A 20,564-nucleotide genomic window follows, 5' to 3' on the forward strand; every position below is an offset into this window, starting at 1 on the left:
TCGGCAGCGTCAATTCGACTCTGTCCTGGATGGACTAATTCTGCTCTCTTGCAGCAGTATGGATACCGTCCTCAGGGATCGAGGACATCGATTCAAACGCGCGGGCTTTAGTAGGGGAGATAGCCTCCGCCAGCTCGGGAAGCCCGTGCATGGCTTCTAAGAGACAGGTGCGGATGTCGCCGTTCTTTGTGTGAAAGTGGTTTCCGCTTCCGAGCAAGAGCAGCGCGGCTTCGCAATAACTGTTGAAATTTTGCAGCAACCGTGGCTTTGAAAGATCTTGCAGCGCAGGATCCTTCAGAGCCACTTTTTTTTGGACAAAATGAAGCACCCACATCACGTCCTCGCGGCACAGCGGGTAGGATGGATCGAGCATCCGGCGGATCCGCTTGGCCGAGGAAGAGAGTCCGGTTGGATGAAATGGCACCATGGGTTCATTCCTTTCTTCTAATCTTGCATTCTTGTAACAGTGTATGATGCTTGGGAACAAGATAGACTCCATAAATAGGGGCTTGGCTTGAGGCATTGGGATTACAATTTAGAGAGTCGGGTCCATTGTCGAAAGATTTGGGGCTGTGGTATGATATGAACAACCTTTACAGTGAAGCAGCGAATGGGGTGTGAAATTGGATAAGCTGGGTAGAAACATCATTCTGATCGGGATGATGGGTACGGGCAAGTCAACCGTGGGGCGCCTCGTGGCAGACTCGCTCGGCTACAATTTGATAGATCTGGATGCGGAAATTGAGAGAATGGAAGGCAGAACGATTTCCGAGATGTTTGAAACGGAGGGAGAGCCGTATTTCCGCGAGGCTGAATCCGCTGCATTGCGCAGCGTTTTGCTCCGGGATGGAATCGTCCTGGCATCCGGCGGCGGAGCCGTCCTTCGTTCCGACAATTGCGACGTAATGAAACGCGGCGGCTGGGTCGTTGCCCTCACAGCGGATGCCGCTAGCATCGTGGAACGCGTACGGGGCGATGCCAACCGGCCGCTGCTTGCGGGCGATGTCGAAGAGAGGGTTCGGCGCATCCTCGATGAGCGAAAGGACAAATACCGGTTTGCGGACGTGATGGTGGATACGGTTGGCCGATCCGCGGATGAAGTGGCGGCTGACATTTTAACGCATTACCGCGGCTAAGATGATAAGCGGACCCGGCTTGGAATGGAGATAGATGGGATTTTAATCAAGGGAGTTTGCGAGCGGAATCAACTCAAGCACAAGCACAAGCACAAGCACAAGCAAAAAAAGGCGGGGATCATGTTCATCCCGCACCTTCTTTACGGCTTGCCTATACTTCATCGTCATGCCACTGCAGCATGCCGCCCTTCATGTTGATCACGTTGTTCAAGCCCTGGTGATTGAGAAATTCGCATACGTGTTGACTGCGTCCGCCGCTGCGGCAGATAAAGACAACCTCTTGGTCGCGCGGAATTTCGTCCAGGCGGTTCGGAATCTCGCCCATCGGGATATGCTTGGCACCGCTGATCATCCCGGCGGCAACCTCTTCATCCTCGCGGACATCAATCATGTACACCTGTTCGCCGTTTTGAAGCCGGCTTCTAAGCTCCGAAGTTTCCATTTGAGGGATCGGTTTCATCATATAGACCTCTTTTCTTAGCATAAATGAGTAAGATCGCAAACGATCTGATTTTCCGGTTCACATGAACTATGATAACCAAGCGGTTCTTTCCCTGTCAATTTATCCTAGGGAGATTGTAATGCTGGTAATCGCAACACTATATACAAGGGAGAGATACATACGATGGATGTTATCGTCAGGCCTACGCCTATTTTAAAAGGGGAGATCGGAGCACTGTCCTCCAAGAACTATACCACCCGTTACCTGCTTGTGGCTGCCCTAGCGGAAGGAACGAGCACGATTTATTACCCTGCCCACAGCGAGGATAGCGACGCGATGAGACGCTGTATCCGGGATCTCGGAGCCGTGATCGAGGAGGACGAGGAAAAAGCCGTGATTACGGGCTTTGGCAAATCGCCGCGGGATGTGAAGGAGCTGAACGTCGGCAACGCCGGTGCCGTCCTGCGCTTCTTGATGGGCGTAACGGCATTGTCTAAAGAGGTTACCTTCGTCAATGCGTACCCGGAATCACTGGGCAAGCGTCCTCATGACGATCTCATTGAGACCCTTGGCCAATTGGGCGTGGAAGTGGAGCATAACGATGGCAGGCTGCCCATCACCATTCGCGGCGGCCAACCGAAGGGCGGCAAGCTCACCGTTTCAGGCGAAGTAAGCTCGCAGTATTTAAGCGCCCTGTTGTTCTTGACTCCATTGCTTGCCGAAGACAGCGAAATCACCGTTACCGGAGATCTGAAATCCAAGGTCGTGATCGGTCAGACCCTGGAAGTGCTGGAGCAGGCCGGCATTACGATTCAAGCAGCGGACGACTATACGTTCTTCCGGGTTCCCGGAGGGCAATCCTACGAAGCCAAGACCTATACGGTTCAAGGCGATTATCCGGGGTCTGCTGCCGTGCTGGCGGCTGCCGCGGTTACGCAGTCCGATGTAACGATCCGCAATCTGTCGGAGGACAGCAAGCAGGGCGAGCGCGCCATTATCGACGTTCTTCGAATGATGGAGGTTCCGCTCACGCATGAGAACGGAAATGTCCATGTGCAGGGCAACCGCACCCTGAAGGCGCTCCAATTCGACGGAGACGCGGCGACGGACGCGGTGCTCGCGATGGTGGCGGCAGCCGTGTTTGCCGAAGGGACCTCCCGGTTCTACAACGTGGAGAATCTCCGTTACAAGGAATGCGACCGGATTACGGATTATTTGACCGAACTGCGTAAAGCAGGAGCCAACGTGGAGGAGCGTCAGGCCGAGATTATCGTTCATGGCCGTCCGGGCGGCGTCGAGGGCGGGGTTGAGATCAATGCCCATTACGATCACCGGGTGATCATGGCCCTCACGGTGGTCGGGCTGCGCGCAGGACAGCCGATCCGGATCAAGGACGCCCACCATGTAGCCAAGTCGTACCCGCAATATTTTGATCACATGAAGGCGCTTGGCGCCGATGTAGAATGGGTAAAATAGAGGAATAGGCCAAGATTCTCATCGATAAGGAACGGAAAGGTGGTCATGAACCATGGCATTTGAAAATCCTACGCGCGAAGAAATCGCGGATATTTTACGAAATGCGGGCAATATCGCTGTCGTTGGCCTGTCTGATCGGCCGGACCGCACATCCCATATGGTTTCTGCCGCGATGCAGCAACGCGGATACCGGATCATCCCGGTAAACCCTGGTGCAGCCGAAATCCTCGGCGAGAAAAGTTATCCTTCCCTGAAGGACATTCCCGAGCCGATCCATATCGTCAATGTGTTCCGGCGCAGCGAATACTGCGCCGATGTAGCACGGGAAGCCGCCGAGATCGGTGCGAAGGTGCTCTGGCTGCAGCAGGGAATCATCAGTGAGGAGGCGGCGGCCATCGCCGAAAGCAGCGGCATGATCGCGATTATGGACCGCTGCATCAAGGTCGAGGATTCCATCGCATTGGGCGGCCGTTAAACTTCAAAGCGCATTTCGGAAGAATAGGCAAGTCTTGCGTAGAAAACAGCCGGTGGCAGACTGGACATGGTCCGGTTCTGTCGCCGTTCTGTTTGCAGGGCTTGCTTTTGCTATGGGCATTTGCCCTTAATTCTTTTTGACAAAAACAGGCGCAGCGCTTACCATCAAGGATAGAAAGGAGGGCTCGCCTTGAATTGGTTGGGATCGTTGCAACAGCTGGGCAGAGCAGTCATGCTCCCTACAATGGCGCTTCCGGCGGCAGCTCTCCTGCTTAGCGTGGGGAGTTTGCCATGGTCGGCGTGGGGCTTCGGAACCTTGGGCGAAATCGCTCAGGCAGCGGGGCACGGGGTGTTTTATTACATGCCGTATTTATTTGCCATTGGCGTCGCATGGGGACTCTCGAATCAGGGAGGTCCCGCCGGACTCGCCGCCCTTGCCGGCATGTTCATCTATGATCAGGTCATATCCCGTCTGGGAGACGGGAGCGTACAGCCCTCGACCTTGATCGGCATTATATTTGGGGTAATGTCCGGTTACGTGTATAACCGGTTCAAACATATTAAGCTTCCCGAAGCCATACAGTTTTTTGGAGGCTCCAGATTTGTACTGCTGTTCATGGGATTGTTCTCAACGATATTCGCTTGGATCATGCTGGGGACAGCACCCCTTGTGCAGCGCGGGTTAGATGCTTTTTATGAACTTACCGTACATATGGGAGCTTTCGGTTTGTTTCTATACGGAATTTTGTACCGCGTACTCACGGCCTTCGGTCTGCATCATTTGTTAAACAATGTGTACTGGTTTCAGCTGGGCTCCTACGAGACGGAGGATGGTACCGTCGTGCAGGGGGATCTGCCCCGGTTCTTCGCGGGGGATCCCACGGCTGGCGACTTCATGGCCGGTTTGTTCCCGATCATGATGTTTGCCCTGCCGGCGATCGCGTTTGCCATTATCCAGGAAGCGCGTGAAGATCTGAAGCCGAAAGTGAAAAAGACGTTTATGCGGTCCGCGCTTGTCTGTTTTTTGACCGGGGTATCGGAGCAGATCGAGTTCGCGTTTTTATTTGCGTCCCCATATCTGTATGTGCTCCACGCCTTGATGGCCGGTTTCGCGATGGTGCTTACCTATGCATTTGACATCCATCACGGTTTTTCGTACTCGGCCGGATTCATCGATTACGTGCTCAACTTCCATTTATCGCAGAACGCCTGGATCATCATACCGATCGGGGCCGTGTACGGCATCGTCTACTATTTTCTGTTCCGCTGGGCGATACGCACCTTCGAAATCCCCACGCCGGGGCGCGAGGAGGGCTCGGCGCTGGAAGGCCGGGCAGGCGATATTCCCTATCAGGCGCCGCTCATTCTGGAGGCGCTTGGAGGCAAAGACAACATCGTTCAGGTGCAGTCCTGCATGACGCGTCTGCGATTGACCGTATACAATGATCGTCAGATTGATTCTGACGCACTGAAATTGCTCGGTTCAGCCGGCATTATCAAGCTGGGCGGGGGGAACGTGCAAGTGGTGTTCGGGACGTATTCCGAGCTCATCCGCGAAGAGATAAACAAGCTGATGCAGCAGGATTTGCCGCGCGTTCTGTTCAGCGCGCCCGTACAGGGACGCATGCTTCCGATTGACGAAGTGCCGGATGATATTTTTGCCGCGAAGCTGGTCGGCAACGGCGTCGCCTTCATACCGGAAAAAGGAGAGCTTGTATCACCGGTATACGGCACGGTCATGCACGTGTATCCGACGATGCATGCCATCGGGATTTCAACGCCGGAAGGGCTTGAGGTATTGATTCATATCGGGATCGACACTTCCCAGCTTAAAGGACCGTTTACGGCTGTGGTCAGCGAAGGGGATACCGTTGAACCGGGGCAACTGCTGGTCAAGTTCGATTTGGCGTATTTAAAGACACATGCCGCATCGCTGGCTACGCCAATGGTAATCACCAATCCCGATAAAGTAAGATCCTGGAGCTATGCTCCGTTCAAGACCGTGAAGAGAGGACAGTCATCTGTCATGTCCGTCGTATTAAATGAGAGTAATGCTGGGGGTAGAGAATCATGATACAAGGCATTGGCGCAGCAACAGGCGTAGCTATCGGTAAGGCTTTCGTACTGCCGCATTGGGAGCTGGATCTTCCGGATTCCGAAATGGACGCTGTCGATTTAGCCAAAGAGTTCGAGCGCTTATACGAAGGCATACGAACCTCCAAGAATGAAATTGAATACATCAAGAACGAATTCAAGGAAATGGTGGGGCACGAGGAGTCGCAGATTTTTGACGCGCATCTGGCCATACTGGAGGATCCCGTGTTCATGAACGAAATTCAAGGGATCATCGAGCGCCAGTACAAGGCTGCCGAGGTGGCGGTAAAAGAGGCGATCGATCATTTCGTATCCATGTTCGATCTGCTGGACGACGAGTACATGAAGGAGCGGGCGCTTGATATTAAGGATGTCGGCAATCGGCTGCTGAAGCATCTTCTTGGTGCTCCCGAAGTGAAGCTCCCGGCCGATACGCAGCCTTACATTTTGGTTGCGAAGGAGCTCTCCCCGTCGCAGCTCGTTCACCTGAACCCTTCCCACGTTCTTGGTATCGTGACGATGACCGGCGGCAAGACCTCTCATTCGGCGATCATGGCCCGCGCGCTGGGCATACCGCTCGTTTCGGGGATCGAGAACAAGCTGGATAAACCGATCCAGACCGGACAGCAGTTGGTGGTGGACGGAGATGAGGGGTTGCTCTATTTGGAGCCTGACACGCTCATCGTGGAGCGGTATGAAGGCATCCGGGACCAGCAGCGGAAAAAGAAAGAGCAGCTGCAGCTCCTGGCAGCCGTTGATGCGGTAACCAAGGACGGAACTTACTTTAACCTGGCCGCGAACATGAACTCCGTTAAGGAAATGGAGATTGCGCTGAAGAACGGCGCGCAGGGAGTCGGATTGTTCCGAACGGAGTTTTTGTATATGGACCGGCACAACTTCCCGACGGAGGAGGAGCAGTTCGAAGTGTATAAACTGGTTGCGGAGAACGCAGGCCAGGCGTCCGTCGTGATTCGTACGCTGGATATTGGCGGCGATAAGCAGCTGGATTATTTCGCGCTTCCGGAAGAAGAAAACCCCTTCCTCGGGTACCGCGCCATCCGCATCAGCTTGGACCGAACCGAACCGTTCCAGACCCAGCTTACCGCGATTCTGAGAGCCAGCGCATACGGCAGCGTCAAAATCATGTATCCGATGATTTCATCGGTAGAAGAAGTCAAGCAGGCCAATGCCGTGCTGCGGCGTGCCATGGCCGATTTGGACCGACGCGGCATCGCCTATGATCCGAACATCAAGGTCGGCATCATGATCGAGGTGCCTGCAGCGGTCACGATCTCGGATTTGCTGGCGGAAGAGGCCGATTTCTTCAGCATCGGGACCAATGACCTGGTTCAGTATGTTCTGGCCGTGGACCGGATGAACGAGCAGATCGCGCATATGTATCATCCGTTTCATCCTGCCATTTTGCGCATGCTCCGGACGACGGTGGAGGCTGCCCATGGGGCAGGGATTCCAGTCAGCGTGTGCGGAGAACTGGCCGGAGACGAAAGAGCGATTCCGCTTTGGCTTGAGCTCGGCGTTAAGGATTTGAGCATGTCTCCGCAATCCCTGCTCCGCGTGAAGCATCGCATTTTGAATACGAATGCGGCAGAAGCGAAAGGAGAAGCGGCGGCTTGCTTCAAGCTGCGTACCAGCTCCGCTGTCGAAGAACGTCTTAGCGCTTTTGCCGAACGGAGCAGTTATCTGAACGGAACCAACGGGACGGACAGCACGGCGTCTTAACCGTTAAGATAGGGATCATCGACTTTTTCCAGGCTTCTTTTTTTAAAGGACAAGCTATATGAGCATAAAAAAACAGCCGCCTATCTCACCAGGAGCCCTGGTGACAAAGGCGGCTGTTTCTGTATATGGGGGATGAGGAGTAATTATTTGCCTTGCTGCGCCAGCGCATCGCAGAAGGCTTTGCCGTATGGCGGAAGATCCGGAGGCCGGCGTGCGGAAATAATATGTCCGTCGGTCACGACCGCCTCATCCTTCCAGATCGCGCCCGCATTTTCCATATCGTCGCGGATTCCCGGCGTGGAAGTAACGGTAACTCCGTCCAGGATTTTGGCGGAGATCAGCACCCATCCTGCATGGCAGATCTGTCCGATCGGCTTCTGGTCCTCGTTCATTTCTTTCACCAGTTGAAGCACTTTATCATATCGACGCAGCTTGTCCGGCGCCCAGCCGCCCGGTACGAGTATTCCGTCATAATCCTTGCTGTTCAGCTCTTCAAACGAATACTCGGCCTGAGCCGGAACGCCATATTTGCCGGTGTAAGTTTTACCCTTTTCCAGCCCGGCGAGATGGACTTCCGCCCCTTCCTCGCGGACCCGGTAAACGGGATACCATAGCTCCAAATCCTCGAATTCTTCATCTACAAGCGCTATAACCTTTTTTCCAGTCAATCGCATAATTGGCCTAGCTCCTTTCTCAAAAATCTTGATATAACCGTAACGTTGCGCATTCGGTCCTTTAAGACTGTATTCATTGTAACAAATATGGAGAGGAGTTTCATGGAAGCGTCCGAAGAAGGAACATTTGAAAACATTTCTGGTAAATAAAGCATTATCACAAATTTGGAGGATTCTCTGGTATGATAGTCGAATAGAACTAATTCAGGTGACAGATTTGTGACATGGGACTGTTGGTTTTAGATTACGTGATAGGATTTGGGGTGGGCATTTTGTTCAAAACCTGCAACTGCGGACAAAGTATGAAATTGGAATTAAGAAAGCTGATTCATGAAAGAAAAACTCGGATATGTGATGTTCCTGTTTATGCCTGTCAGGCCTGCAAGAAGTATGAGCTTCTGCCTCTTATTAAACCGGATTTGCTTCGCTATCTCGCATCGATTAACAATGAGACCGAGCGAATACGCGTTTCGTTCGCAGATGTCAATGAAGCCGCATATGTTCTTCGTGAAGTGTTCCGTACATACGATGATGATTCGTCGCCCGAATGGCAGGCGCGCTGCATGGAAGTGTTTGACGAGCGCATTAATATGCTGTTGGATCTATTTCGTTATGCCCAGAGCCTGGCCGACGGCGACTGGATGAGACAAATTGAGGGGCGTCTCGAGCAATTAAGCACCATAAAATCTCTCATTCCTGAAAATTCGAGCAATTATGCAAGATAATTTTCAGAAAATTTTCGTGGTTGTTGGATTTTTCACGCACTTTTTGTTAGGATAGAGGATAGGAACTTCAATACAATGAAGGGAATGTATATCCTATGGCGACGTTGACGAAAATGACTACTATAGAAGAGCTGCGCAGCACGCTGGAATCTTCCGATCGGAAGCACTTGCTTTTGTTCAAACATAGTACCAGATGCCCAATTAGTGCCGGAGCCTACAGGGAAGTGCAAGCTTACCTTGAGGACCAGCCGAACGAGGGGATCGACTATGTGTGGATCGATGTCATTGCGGACCGACCGGTGTCGAGTCAGGCTGCCGAAACTCTGAACATCCAACACGAATCGCCGCAAGTTATACTTGTGAAAGAAGGAGCGCCAGTCTGGCATACATCCCATTCCCATATTACGGCTGAAGCGCTGAAAGCTCAATTGGACGGCATATGATGCCGTGTCGTTGCACAAAGCAGTAATTTGTCGTATCATAAATTCAATTGGTATTGAACGAATGAAAATCTATTGGCAATGGAGAGAAGGAATTTGACGGTAACCATTTACGATGTTGCGCGCGAAGCAGGCGTTTCCATGGCGACGGTATCCCGGGTTGTAAACAATAACCCGAACGTTAAGCCTCAGACCCGGAAAAAAGTATACGAAGCGATTGAACGTTTAGGGTATCGTCCGAATGCTGTAGCCAGAGGCCTGGCCAGCAAGAAGACCACAACCGTCGGCGTTGTGATCCCTGACATTTCAAACTCGATCTTTGCGGAGATTGCCCGTGGTATTGAGGATATTGCTAACATGTATCACTATAATATAATTTTGTGTAATGCCGACAAACGTAAGGAAAAGGAAATCCGCGTAATCAACACCTTGCTTGAGAAGCAAGTGGACGGGCTGTTGTTTATGGGTGGAACGGTGACGGACGAGCATATCCAGGCGTTCCAGACATCGGCTGTGCCGATTGTTCTCTGTGCGACCAGCGATGAGAGAGGTTCTTATCCTTCGGTCGACATCGATCATGAACAGGCTGCGTTTGATGCGGTCAACACGCTGATTCGGCACGGACACCGCGAGATCGCTATGATCAGCGGCACGCTGCAGGATCCGGCAAACGGCTATGCTCGTTTCCAAGGCTACAAAAAAGCGCTGGAAGCGGCAGGCATCGAGTATCAAGAGGATTTGGTGCGGATCGGTAACTATCGTTATGAGTCCGGCGTGGAAGCGATGAAGTACTTCCTGGGCCTCAAGAAGAAACCAACCGCTATATTTGCCGCTACCGACGAGATGGCGATTGGCGCGATTCATAGCATTCAGGATGAAGGCTATAAGGTGCCGGATGACTTCTCGATCATCAGCGTAGACAATATCCGGATGGCTTCGATGGTACGTCCACAGCTGACAACGGTGGCCCAACCGATGTATGATCTGGGAGCCGTAGCGATGCGTTTGCTTACCAAGCTGATGAAGAAGGAAAATGTGGAGAATCCTCGCGTGATTCTGCCGCATGAAACGATTCTTCGCCTCTCGGTCAGCCATGTGAACGAATAGGTTGCGTGAAACCAAACGTTTAGATGAACAAGATGGATTCGAGAAAAGCTCCTGGTTTTAAGGGGCTTTTTTCTGGTGGGTTTTTTATGCGCTCTTATAATCAGGAGGGATATCGACATGACAACACAGGTGATCGGCCTTATCGGGGCTATGGACGAAGAAGTGGAGTTGCTGCTCGGTCAACTGGAGAATAAAGAAACAACCGTTAGGGCAGGAGTTACCTATGCATCGGGAACGATCCATGGCAAGCAGGTCGTCGTATGCAAGAGCGGGGTGGGCAAGGTCAATGCAGCGGTCACCACGCAGATCTTGATCGACTTCTTCGGCGTTTCCAAAATATTGTTTACCGGCGTAGCGGGCGCGCTGCATCCGGACCTCAACATTGGCGATATCGTGATCTCCTCCTCATGCATGCAGCATGATATGGACGTGACACCGTTAGGCTATGCACGCGGGGTCATCCCGTATCAGGAGCTGTCCGATTTTCCTGCAGACGACTCTTTGATCCATCTGGCGGAGGAGGCCTGCAAAGAGCAGGCGGTGAATCATTACATCGTAGGGAAGGTTCTGTCCGGGGACCAGTTCATTGCCAGCCGTGATACGGTACAGACGCTCTACGAGGAATTGAACGGGGCCTGCGCGGAAATGGAAGGCTCTGCCGTTGCCCAGGTATGTTACATGAACGGCGTGCCTTACGTGGTGATCCGATCCATGTCGGATAAGGCCGACGGTTCTGCGCATGTCAACTTCCCCGAGTTTACAGTAAAAGCTTCCAAGCGTTCTCATGAAATCGTGAACTATATGCTGGGCAAACTCTAGCAGCAAATGATAGGAAGCGCTCGTTATGCTTAATCCGGCATGAGCGAAAGATACACAAACTCCCCTGAGCAATCCCAGGGGAGTTTGTTTTATTGAGAATCGAATTAATACATAAACCGCTGTCTGAAACGGATCCGGTCGAATTGTTCTTGCGATGAAAGCGGCACATGCCGTCCGATTCTGACCATGAGGCAGTTGGCGGGATGGGAGCAGATTTCCGGATCGTCGGTTGCGTACCATTCCATATCCACGACTTTCATTAAGCGCTCCATCATTTTGCGATAATCCCACACGTTAAGGCCGCTGCCTTTTAGGTCCCAATGCCAGTAGTATTCGGTCGTAAACACGATGTAGCGCTCCATCTGGCCTTCCTCGAATGCGGTTTTGATCATCCGCTGCCCAAGGCCTAGGGAACGGTAGTCTTTCGCAACCTCGATGGCACCAAGCTCGATCAAATCTTCCATATTGCCTTCAGACCAGCGCTCCTGCTCATCCGGGTGATGAAACGTTACGTATCCTACGATCATATCTCGGTCCCTCGTGATGATGATTCTGCCTTCGGGCAGGCCTGCAATTTCCACCAAAGCCTCATGCTGCTCCGCAGGACGACGAAAAGCCTTGAGATCAGGGTGCATGGTCAGTTCGGATAGCTGCTCGGGAGGTACAGGTCCTTCGATGATCAGGCGGCGGTCTTCAGGGAACAAAACATGAGACTGGTATACCTTGCAGTGTTCCATCCGTTACGCTCCTTTCAATTCCATACCCTACTTATAGCAAAAAAATAAAAAAATGAAAAGCAATGACAGGCAAACAAAAGCTATGATATAATCTTTTCGACATAAAACCTTCACAATTGTATCGTACTTAACGATATGTTTCCTTGCGAATTCCAAGGGTTAATGACTCGATGACTGTGACAACGTGATAACCCGCCGCAATGTGTAAAATGGATGTTTCATTCAATCATTTTGTAAGCGCTGTCCACTATGAGGAGACCGATTTGAGAATGAGGAGGATGTTATCATGAATCAAACGCATAGCGAAATATTGCCAAGTGAAGTATCACATTCCAATATGAAGAGTTACGAGCAGGCACGCTCCGAGTTTTCATGGGACGAAATCGAGAGACATTTTACTTGGTATGAGACGGGTAAAGTAAACATGGCGTACGAGGCAATCGACCGTCATGTAGCGGAGGGACGAGGAGACAAGGTAGCACTCTTGTACAGTGACGCCGCCCGCGAGGAGACTCTTACTTTTGCGCAATTGAAAGAGAAATCCGACAAGTTCGGCAATGTGCTGCGCAAATATGGCGTGGGCAAAGGCGATCGGGTATTTATCTTTATGCCGCGCGGCCCTGAGCTCTATGCCGGTTTGCTTGGTATTTTGAAGGTTGGTGCCGTGGTAGGCCCATTGTTCGAGGCGTTCATGGAGACGGCGGTAAAGGATCGCTTGGAGGATAGCGGAGCGGTTGCGCTGATTACGACGCCTGCGCTGTTGTCGCGCGTGAAACGGGATGAGCTCCCCGAACTGAAGCATATCTTTGTCGTTGGCGAAGTGGAAGAAGAGGATCCGCGTCTAGTAAACTATCATGAGGAAGTTGAAGCCGCATCCAGCGAGCTGGAGATTGAATGGCTCGAGCGGGAAGACGGATTGATCATGCACTATACATCAGGCTCAACCGGGAAACCGAAGGGCGTGTATCACGTTCAGAACGCGATGGTGCAGCATTATTATACAGGCAAGGTTGTTTTGGATTTAAGGGAAGACGATATATATTGGTGTACGGCGGACCCGGGTTGGGTAACCGGTACGTCATACGGTATTTTTGCGCCATGGTTGAACGGCGTGACCAATGTCATTCGCGGAGGCCGCTTTAGCCCGCAGGACTGGTACAGCACATTGGTAAACAACAAAGTAACGGTATGGTACAGCGCGCCGACTGCCTTCCGGATGTTGATGGGGGCAGGTTCCGATCTCATCGACCAATATGATTTGAGCCATGTACGGCATGTACTGTCCGTTGGCGAGCCGCTCAACCCCGAGGTGGTGCGTTGGGGACACAAGGCTTACAAGCAGCGTATCCATGATACATGGTGGATGACGGAGACCGGGGGGCAGCTGATCTGTAACTATCCGGGGATGGCGATCAAGCCGGGATCCATGGGGCGTCCGCTGCCGGGCATTACGGCGGCGATCCTGGACGATCACGGGAAAGAAGTTGCTCCATATACGATGGGGAACCTGGCCATCAAGACACCTTGGCCGTCCATGATGAGAACCATCTGGAATAACGAAGCGAAGTATCAAGAGTATTTCCGTATTCCGGGCTGGTACATTTCCGGCGACTCGGCCTATATGGACGAGGATGGATACTTCTGGTTCCAGGGCAGAATCGACGATGTGATCAATTCGTCAGGGGAGCGAATCGGGCCATTCGAGGTGGAGAGCAAGCTCGTTGAGCATCCGGCCGTAGCCGAAGCCGGCGTTATCGGTAAGCCTGATGTAACACGCGGCGAGATCATTAAGGCCTTTATCTCCCTGCGTGAGGGCTATACGCCTTCTCAGGAGCTCAAGGATGAAATCTATCGTTTCGTGAAGGAAGGCCTTTCCGCCCATGCTGCCCCGCGTGAAATCGAGTTTAAGGATAAACTTCCGAAGACGCGCTCCGGTAAGATCATGCGGCGCGTATTGAAAGCCTGGGAACTGGATCTGCCGACTGGCGATCTATCCACGATTGAAGATTAATAAGCAGATCATAACAGAGCTGGTATGAAGATGGCTAACCGCCATGTTCATGGCCGGCTCTTTTTTTATTTCAGGCAGTTGTCTCCAGTTAAAAATAAAACCAGCCCATCCACAGAGTAATGTCTGTAGAACGGCTGGTTTTTACGTAAACGATCTATTTCTTCTCAAAATATACGGCTGGCGAAGCTGCAGATTCACCAATCGGATTGACGGCAGTAATTCTAAAGGTGCCGCCAATCGGGTTGCCCGAGGTATAGTAGAACTCCGTGCTCTTGCTTGAGCCTAGAATCTGGTAGTTCCCGTCACTGTTCGGACTGATATAGATATTGTAGACCATGACCTCTTCTTCCGGAGCGTTTCCGCTCCAAGTGGCCTGGAAACCCTCCGGAGTAGCTGTGAGTGTCGGCTGGCCTGGTGCAGACGGTACAGTCGTGGCGCCTTCATTCCCAAATCCGGGATCGATATCGGGCTCTTCCTCGGTGATGCCGTCATCAGGCTGATCGATGGTGTCATCCGGGTTCGTTTCAGTGTCGCCCGGTAATGGGAATCCCGATGTTGTGCCGCCCACAATAGCGCTTGGCTCAGACGTCTTGCCGGCTACGTCAACGGCGACGACGTAATAGGTCGTAAATACGCCGTCAGCTCCAAGACCTGAGAAGACAAGGCTCTCGTCGCCAAGAATGACCTGGCCTTGATGAGTGTACGGGCTGCCGTTCACGGACTTAAAGAGCCGGTATCCGACAACATCAGGCGATCCGCTGGCATTAAAGCTGATGGAACCGCTGCCCACCGAATAATGTACGTTTTTCGGTGGAGTAGGGGCCTTGCCGTCGTCCGTTCTCGGATCGACCTTGCTCGGCATTCCTTTTTTCGCATCCTGCGGGAGATAGGATTCCAGCGCTTTCTTTTCACCTTTCATAACCTTCAAGGCGTTCTGGAGTTCCACAATCAGCTCGTCAATCGGCTTTTCACGCTTGATTACGATTTGTTCTCTCAACATATCCAAAGGCGTTGCTTCCTGTGGAATATAATTTACGCCCCGATAGGTAATGTATTTTGCTTTGGCGATGCCGTCATCGCTTTCGGTAGGCACGAACTTCGCGTTGAACAGATCCGTTACGAATTTGTCCGTTAAGGAAGTCGGCAGTTTGCCGCTGTAAGCGGAGACCGTCTTGGACGTTATGCCTTCCGGCTTTTCAAACGTTTTGGTTGGGAACAGCTCCGGCTTAACGTCCGTCGCTTCGTTCATGATTCTGGCCCAGATGGCCTGGGCGTGCTTGCGCTGGTCGCCGACAAGCGTATTTTTTTGCTCCTTGTATCCGACCCATACGCCAAGCGTAACATCCGGCGAGTATCCCATGAACCAAACATCCCCGTAGTTCTGGGTGGAGCCGGTTTTACCCACGACGGGAACCTCATTGAATTTCTTGTACGTATCCCGGACCTTGCTGGCGGTTCCGTTCGTAATGACGGTACGCAGCATATCCGTCATGAGATACGCTGTCTGCTCGGAGAATACCTGCTCCGGTTTTACTTCGTGTTTATAAACAATATTGCCTTTGGAGTCCACGATTTTCTCGATCATGAATGCATCCGTGAATTTGCCTTGATTGCCGATGGAACTGTAGGCATTCGTCAGCTCTTCCACGGTCACGCCGTAATGCAATCCGCCCAGTACGCCGGTTGAAGCATTATAATCGTCTTCCTCCAAGGTAGTGATGCCCAGCTTCTTGGAAAACTCCCAGGCCTTCTCAATGCCGACCGTGTTGTTAAACAGCTTGAGTGCCACCGTATTGGTCGAATCGTTCAGCGCCTGTCTTGCCGTCATCAATCCTCTGTACCCGGTGTACGAGTTTTTAGGGATATGGAATACTTTGCTGTAGTCCTTTAAGATGATCGGTGAATCGTCCACCACGCTGGCAGGCTGAATCGCCCCCGTATCAAGTGCCGGTAAGTAGGCGGCAATAGGTTTCATGGCAGATCCGGGCTGCCGTTTCATTTGCGTAGCATAATTCATTTGTTCCGTGTTGAAATCCCTGCCCTCAATCATGCCGAGAATGGCGCCGGTTTTGTTGTCGATCATCATCGCGGCGGTTTGCTCCATTCCTTTTTCGGCGCTGTCAGGCAAGTAGTTGCTGTCATCCTCTGCAATGGAACGCATGGTCTTGTAGAGCGTCCGGTCGATGGTGGTGTACACACGGTAACCGCCGGTGCTCAGCTGAGCACGGGAAGCGTCCATCAGATCGGAGTTCGCTTGCGTGCCTTTTGCGTTCTCTTCAGCTTCCTGGCTTAGCTGCATCAGAATGTTCGATGCTTGACGTTCGACTTCCATCATGAGATAAGGATAAGTCACATAGGCTTTCTGCGTCCGAGGAGCCAGCGATTCTTTGATATCGAATGCTTTGGCCTCATCGTATTCGGCTTGCGTTATTTTACCTTCTTCCAGCATGCTTGCCAGCACGCGGTGCTGGCGGTTTATCGCCCGGTTGAACGATTTCTCATCAAATTCTCCTTTGCCGTTGAAGGCCGAGTAGGAGGATGGCAGCTGCGGAAGACCTGCCAAGTATGCAGCTTGGGCCACATTCAGATCATTCAGATTGTTGATGTTGAATATTCCTCTTGCCGCCGCCTTGATCCCGAACAGCTGATATCCGCTGGAGCCGTTGCCGTATGGAACCTTGTTCAAGTAGGCCGTCAAAATCTGGTCTTTACTTAAGAAGCGCTCCATCCGCATCGCCAGCAGCATTTCTTTTACCTTACGGTTATCCGTTTTGTCACGACTTAAAAAAGTAAGCCTGGCCAGCTGCTGCGTCAATGTGCTGCCGCCGGTTTGAACCGACTCATTCAACACGCGTTCCTTCACGGCGCGAGCGGTACCTTTTATGTCAACACCCTTATGTGTATAAAAACGGTTGTCTTCTATGGATACGACGGCATCTTTAACAAGCTGGGGAATCTCCTTGAACTCCACAGGTCGTCTGTCTTCTTCGGTTCTAAGCTGTCCGATCGGTGAGCCATCCGCGAAGTAGGCAAAGCCCGTTATGGCATTATCGTTCACCGTGTTCTCAATGAGGGCACGCGATCTTACCGGCTCATTCTCAACAATAGAGGTTACATAACCGGCTACGGCTCCTCCGGCGAACAAAACGCCCATCAGACCTACCACAAAGAGCCATCCGATGACGGATCCCAGCACCCGCAGAAAGGACCGTTTTCGCGGTTTTTTCTGTTGTTCAGGCTCTTGTTTTTTCTCCTCAACCATGAATGTATACTCCTCCTTTTAACGCACCTATTATAGCATAAATCGAAGGTTTTGAATCATGTGTACCTATATAGCGTGTCCTTTTTTGAGGAAGAATGACTTTTTTGGGAAGGGTGCAATACATATGCCGCCAAGTTCATACGGGAAAAAAGCTTTGAAGGCCCTTGATTTAAGGAGGAGCTTTTCGTTTCGGAGAGAGCCGTGCCACACAAAAAAAACCTGAAGGCCGAGGCCTTCAGGTTTTTTGGGTTCCGAATGAATCTTAACGGTTGTAGAATTCGACGATTTGTTTCTCGTCGATGTCTTGGGAAAGCTCGGAACGTTCTGGAAGACGGATGTATTTCCCTTCCATTGCTGCTTCATCAAACTCGAGGTAAGCTGGAAGATGCACGCGGTTAGCCAAAGCTTCCTTGATGGAAGAAAGGCTGCGGCTTCTTTCACGAAGGCCGATTACATCGCCAGTGCTTACAGCGTAAGAAGCGATATCGACTTTCTTGCCGTTCACAGTCACGTGACCGTGAGCTACCAATTGACGAGCGCCCGCACGGGAGTTGCTGAAGCCAAGACGGTATACCAGGTTGTCCAGACGGCTCTCAAGCAGGAACATGAAGTTCTCACCCGCGATACCTTTCATGCTGGTAGCTTTGTTAAACAGGGTGCGGAATTGCTTCTCGCCCAAGCCGTACATGTGACGCAGCTTTTGCTTTTCTTGAAGCTGCATACCGTAGTTGCTTACTTTTCTCCGTTGGTTAGGACCATGCTGACCTGGAGGGAAAGGGCGTTTTGCCAATTCTTTACCTGTACCGCTCAGGGAGATTCCCAGACGACGGCTTAATTTAAATTTAGGACCGGTGTAACGTGCCATGTTATATAGACTCCTTTTTAATTAAAGTTTCATTAGGGCTCTATTTGCGCCGTATTTGTTTGCTCTATCCGTCATCTTCCGGAAGATCTGCCAGGAAAGTTCAGCCGCTGTCCTGTCAGTAACAAATAACGTGAGGGTGACACAACCCGCCCAAATTCATCGAATGCATTGCATTCTTACTCAACAATAAATATTATATGAAGTAATGATATAAAGTCAAGTTCAACCTGCAACTTACTATAACTTGGTTTTTGTCTAATTTTGTCGATAGGACCATGGACCTAAAATTATTGTGAAAAACGCATAAATTCTGATGCAAAAATGGGTAGAAAAGAGTAATATGATATTGGAATAAGTAGTAGCAATTATCTAGTTACATATCGTAGTGTTTTTTGGTTATTATCATTCCCCAACATGTTGAACAGCCGGGTTGCCGCCATGCGGCAGCCGAATGGATCCTTACATTATGAATCGGAACGCCAGTCTTGGATAGGCCTTTTATAATGGTGCAAAGGAGCGCCCAATATGTCAGAAGAACAACGGAAAGTGTATGAAAGCTCTCCCGGTTCTGCGGTCATGTTCAATGATGCCGGGCCAATTCCTGGAAACGAGCCTCGTCTATGGCTTCAGGGCTTGGATATTACACCTCATGATTTCCCTTATATTCAGCCTCTCATATCAGACAGCTATCTGGAGTGGCTAAGAGAAAGCGCTGGCACGCAGGCGATGCGGAAATTCAGCTGGGCCCTTCTTTCTCATGAGGGAGCTTGGCTGACAGGGGCACCCGAAATAACGGAATACGTTCATGCAAGCGAGGACGAGACGCTGGCGCATACGCTCCGTTCGAAAGAAGCCGCCCAAGGCATGGGCAAGGGTTCGCTTGAGGGAAGGGTGCTGTGCGCTGTCCCGCTGTTCACGCGCGTCCATGGCGATTTTTTTGCGGTGATGGTCAGCGTTGCCTCGGGGAGGATGGAGCCGGAGCAGTCGCTCATGCTGACGGAAACTTACGCATTGCTGTTCCGTTCCTGCTTCTACCGCCAGATGGAGTACATCTTTGCGGATGACCTGGAGAAGGTCCACCGCCAAGCCGAACGTGAAGTGCAGAGGCGTTCCATCTTGTTTCAGTACGTGAAGCGGATGCATGTGCAGATCAATGTGGACAGCGTGCTGGTGGAGGCTATTGATAGCGTCCTGGCCCTGTATCCCAAGGCGAAAGTCGAATTATTTATGTCACAGGACCATGAAAGCGTTCATCCGCTCGTGCGCCCGCTGCTGCTCCATCATTGGCAGGAAGAGGTTTATGTTCGCACCTTTATGGAAGGTTCCCTAACGATTCATGAGCATGAAGAACCCGACACGCTGGTGGAGATCGGGATTCCCATGGGAGGCAAGCAGGGCGTCTATGGGGTGCTTCACGTTGAAGTGGACAAGTCGGAACTGCCCGATATGGATCTGGAGCTGCTGGGGATGATGGCCGATGCCGCAGGCACCGCCTTCGAGAACGCCAAACTGTACGAGCAATCCAACCTGATGATTCATGAGCTCCGCATGATTAATGAGCTGACCCAGCGGCTGAACAAAAGCTTGCATTTGGCGGAGATATTTCAATTCGCCAATCATGAGCTGCTCAAGATCCTTGAGGCGGATTACTGCTGCATTCTGATCCATAATGAGGAGCTTGGCGGTCTAGAGGTGGTATCCTGCAACGCCGAGTGGCTGGCCAAGGAGGTCTTCGAGAAGGACTACGGCTTGGGGGGCCTCGTCTATCATTCGAAGGAGCCGCTCATTCTGTCAGACTATCAGGAAGAGCGTCCGGCAGAATCCAGGCTGATGGAGAGCACGCGGTCCAGCTCGATGATTGCTACTCCGCTAATGGTTAACGGCGAGGTGAGGGGCGTCGTCCTGCTCACCCATGCGAAGCGGCATTATTTCTCGTACGACAGCTATCGGCTGCTTCAAGCCTTGACAAGCCATATCGGCTTGGCGATCGGGAATGCCTTCCTGCATGCGGAAGTGAGAAGAATGGCTAACCGGGATATGCTGACCGAACTGTACGCCAGACATTATCTGGATGAAATAATCCATGAATGCCAGAACCGTGATTTTTGCGGCTCGCTCATCGTGGTGGACATCGACGAATTCAAGCAGGTCAACGACACGTTCGGGCACCAGCGTGGTGACAAGATTCTGAAGCAGGTCAGCAGCATCGTAAAAACAACCATTCGTCACAGCGATATTCCGGCCCGTTGGGGCGGTGAGGAGCTTGCGGTGTATTTGCCGGGACTCGGCATTCAGCAGGCGGTGCAGGTGGCCGAACGGATTCGCTTACGGGTGGCCGAAGAGACCGATCCGCGCGTAACGGTGTCCTGCGGGATTTCCGAGTGGAACTGGACCAATGACAAGATCAGCGTGGAGTCGCTCTTCTATCGGGCGGATATGGCGCTCTACGAAGCGAAGAATGGCGGCCGCAACCGGATCGTCGTGGAGAGGGCCGAAGCCGAGATCGGAATGGATTAGATACCCTGCAGCTAAGAGAGGCTGCAGGGTTTTTTCTGTAATCTG

At 51.8% G+C, this 20,564-nt stretch carries 17 protein-coding genes; 11 read left to right on the forward strand and 6 right to left on the reverse strand.

Annotated elements, in window-relative coordinates:
• Positions 1-34 precede the first annotated feature (34 nt).
• Positions 35-427 (reverse strand): hypothetical protein, encoded by a 393-nt coding sequence (locus tag GYMC10_RS09545; RefSeq protein WP_015734303.1) that lies wholly within the window; start codon positions 425-427, stop codon positions 35-37.
• A 190-nt stretch (positions 428-617) separates the two neighbouring features.
• Between GYMC10_RS09545 and GYMC10_RS09550 the strand changes: the two genes are divergently transcribed.
• Positions 618-1,136, forward strand: a complete 519-nt coding sequence (locus GYMC10_RS09550) for a shikimate kinase (RefSeq protein ID WP_015734304.1) — start codon at positions 618-620, stop codon at positions 1,134-1,136.
• A 151-nt stretch (positions 1,137-1,287) separates the two neighbouring features.
• Here the strand turns inward: GYMC10_RS09550 and GYMC10_RS09555 are convergent, their stop codons facing one another.
• Positions 1,288-1,596: a rhodanese-like domain-containing protein gene (locus GYMC10_RS09555; RefSeq protein WP_175320732.1), complete on the reverse strand. Its 309-nt coding sequence runs from the start codon at positions 1,594-1,596 to the stop codon at positions 1,288-1,290.
• Positions 1,597-1,761: 165 nt separating this feature from the next.
• On the opposite strand from GYMC10_RS09555, the gene aroA reads away from it, so the two are divergent.
• From aroA to ptsP, 4 genes are all read left to right on the forward strand, one after another.
• Positions 1,762-3,054, forward strand: coding sequence for a 3-phosphoshikimate 1-carboxyvinyltransferase (aroA, locus tag GYMC10_RS09560; protein WP_015734305.1), 1,293 nt, complete (start codon positions 1,762-1,764; stop codon positions 3,052-3,054).
• Between the two features lie 52 nt (positions 3,055-3,106).
• Complete coding sequence (locus GYMC10_RS09565; RefSeq protein ID WP_009589621.1) at positions 3,107-3,529, forward strand: CoA-binding protein; 423 nt, start codon at positions 3,107-3,109, stop codon at positions 3,527-3,529.
• A 189-nt stretch (positions 3,530-3,718) separates the two neighbouring features.
• Positions 3,719-5,602 (forward strand): glucose PTS transporter subunit IIA, encoded by a 1,884-nt coding sequence (locus GYMC10_RS09570; RefSeq protein ID WP_015734306.1) that lies wholly within the window; start codon positions 3,719-3,721, stop codon positions 5,600-5,602.
• Positions 5,599-7,362, forward strand: a complete 1,764-nt coding sequence (ptsP, locus tag GYMC10_RS09575; protein WP_015734307.1) for a phosphoenolpyruvate--protein phosphotransferase — start codon at positions 5,599-5,601, stop codon at positions 7,360-7,362. Before GYMC10_RS09570 ends, ptsP begins: the two co-directional genes overlap by 4 nt.
• 143 nt (positions 7,363-7,505) lie before the next feature.
• On the opposite strand, the gene GYMC10_RS09580 is transcribed toward ptsP, so the two are convergent.
• Positions 7,506-8,036, reverse strand: a complete 531-nt coding sequence (locus GYMC10_RS09580) for a type 1 glutamine amidotransferase domain-containing protein (RefSeq protein WP_015734308.1) — start codon at positions 8,034-8,036, stop codon at positions 7,506-7,508.
• Positions 8,037-8,260: 224 nt separating this feature from the next.
• Here GYMC10_RS09580 and GYMC10_RS09585 point away from each other — a divergent pair, with 224 nt between their 5' ends.
• From GYMC10_RS09585 to GYMC10_RS09600, 4 genes are all read left to right on the forward strand, one after another.
• On the forward strand, positions 8,261-8,761 hold the full coding sequence (locus GYMC10_RS09585; protein ID WP_015734309.1) for a hypothetical protein: 501 nt from the start codon (positions 8,261-8,263) through the stop codon (positions 8,759-8,761).
• A 95-nt stretch (positions 8,762-8,856) separates the two neighbouring features.
• Complete coding sequence (ytxJ, locus tag GYMC10_RS09590) at positions 8,857-9,204, forward strand: bacillithiol system redox-active protein YtxJ (protein WP_009589575.1); 348 nt, start codon at positions 8,857-8,859, stop codon at positions 9,202-9,204.
• Positions 9,205-9,297: 93 nt separating this feature from the next.
• Entirely contained in the window at positions 9,298-10,308 is a 1,011-nt protein-coding gene (gene ccpA, locus GYMC10_RS09595) for a catabolite control protein A (RefSeq protein WP_015734310.1), read from the forward strand.
• A 117-nt stretch (positions 10,309-10,425) separates the two neighbouring features.
• Complete coding sequence (locus tag GYMC10_RS09600; RefSeq protein ID WP_015734311.1) at positions 10,426-11,127, forward strand: 5'-methylthioadenosine/adenosylhomocysteine nucleosidase; 702 nt, start codon at positions 10,426-10,428, stop codon at positions 11,125-11,127.
• Positions 11,128-11,231: 104 nt separating this feature from the next.
• Here the strand turns inward: GYMC10_RS09600 and GYMC10_RS09605 are convergent, their stop codons facing one another.
• Complete coding sequence (locus GYMC10_RS09605) at positions 11,232-11,864, reverse strand: GNAT family N-acetyltransferase (protein WP_009589652.1); 633 nt, start codon at positions 11,862-11,864, stop codon at positions 11,232-11,234.
• Positions 11,865-12,150: 286 nt separating this feature from the next.
• Here GYMC10_RS09605 and acsA point away from each other — a divergent pair, with 286 nt between their 5' ends.
• Positions 12,151-13,875 carry an acetate--CoA ligase gene (gene acsA / locus GYMC10_RS09610; protein WP_015734312.1) on the forward strand — a complete coding sequence of 575 codons (1,725 nt, stop codon included), beginning with the start codon at positions 12,151-12,153 and terminating at the stop codon, positions 13,873-13,875.
• Positions 13,876-14,029: 154 nt separating this feature from the next.
• Here the strand turns inward: acsA and GYMC10_RS09615 are convergent, their stop codons facing one another.
• Positions 14,030-17,137 carry a transglycosylase domain-containing protein gene (locus GYMC10_RS09615; RefSeq protein ID WP_015734313.1) on the reverse strand — a complete coding sequence of 1,036 codons (3,108 nt, stop codon included), beginning with the start codon at positions 17,135-17,137 and terminating at the stop codon, positions 14,030-14,032.
• 262 nt (positions 17,138-17,399) lie between these two features.
• Positions 17,400-18,002 (reverse strand): 30S ribosomal protein S4, encoded by a 603-nt coding sequence (rpsD, locus tag GYMC10_RS09620; protein WP_009589567.1) that lies wholly within the window; start codon positions 18,000-18,002, stop codon positions 17,400-17,402.
• A 525-nt stretch (positions 18,003-18,527) separates the two neighbouring features.
• Here rpsD and GYMC10_RS09625 point away from each other — a divergent pair.
• Positions 18,528-20,519 carry a sensor domain-containing diguanylate cyclase gene (locus GYMC10_RS09625; RefSeq protein ID WP_015734314.1) on the forward strand — a complete coding sequence of 664 codons (1,992 nt, stop codon included), beginning with the start codon at positions 18,528-18,530 and terminating at the stop codon, positions 20,517-20,519.
• The last annotated feature ends 45 nt before the right edge of the window (positions 20,520-20,564 follow it).

Source organism: Paenibacillus sp. Y412MC10, from assembly GCF_000024685.1.
GTDB lineage: Bacteria > Bacillota > Bacilli > Paenibacillales > Paenibacillaceae > Paenibacillus_AQ > Paenibacillus_AQ lautus_A.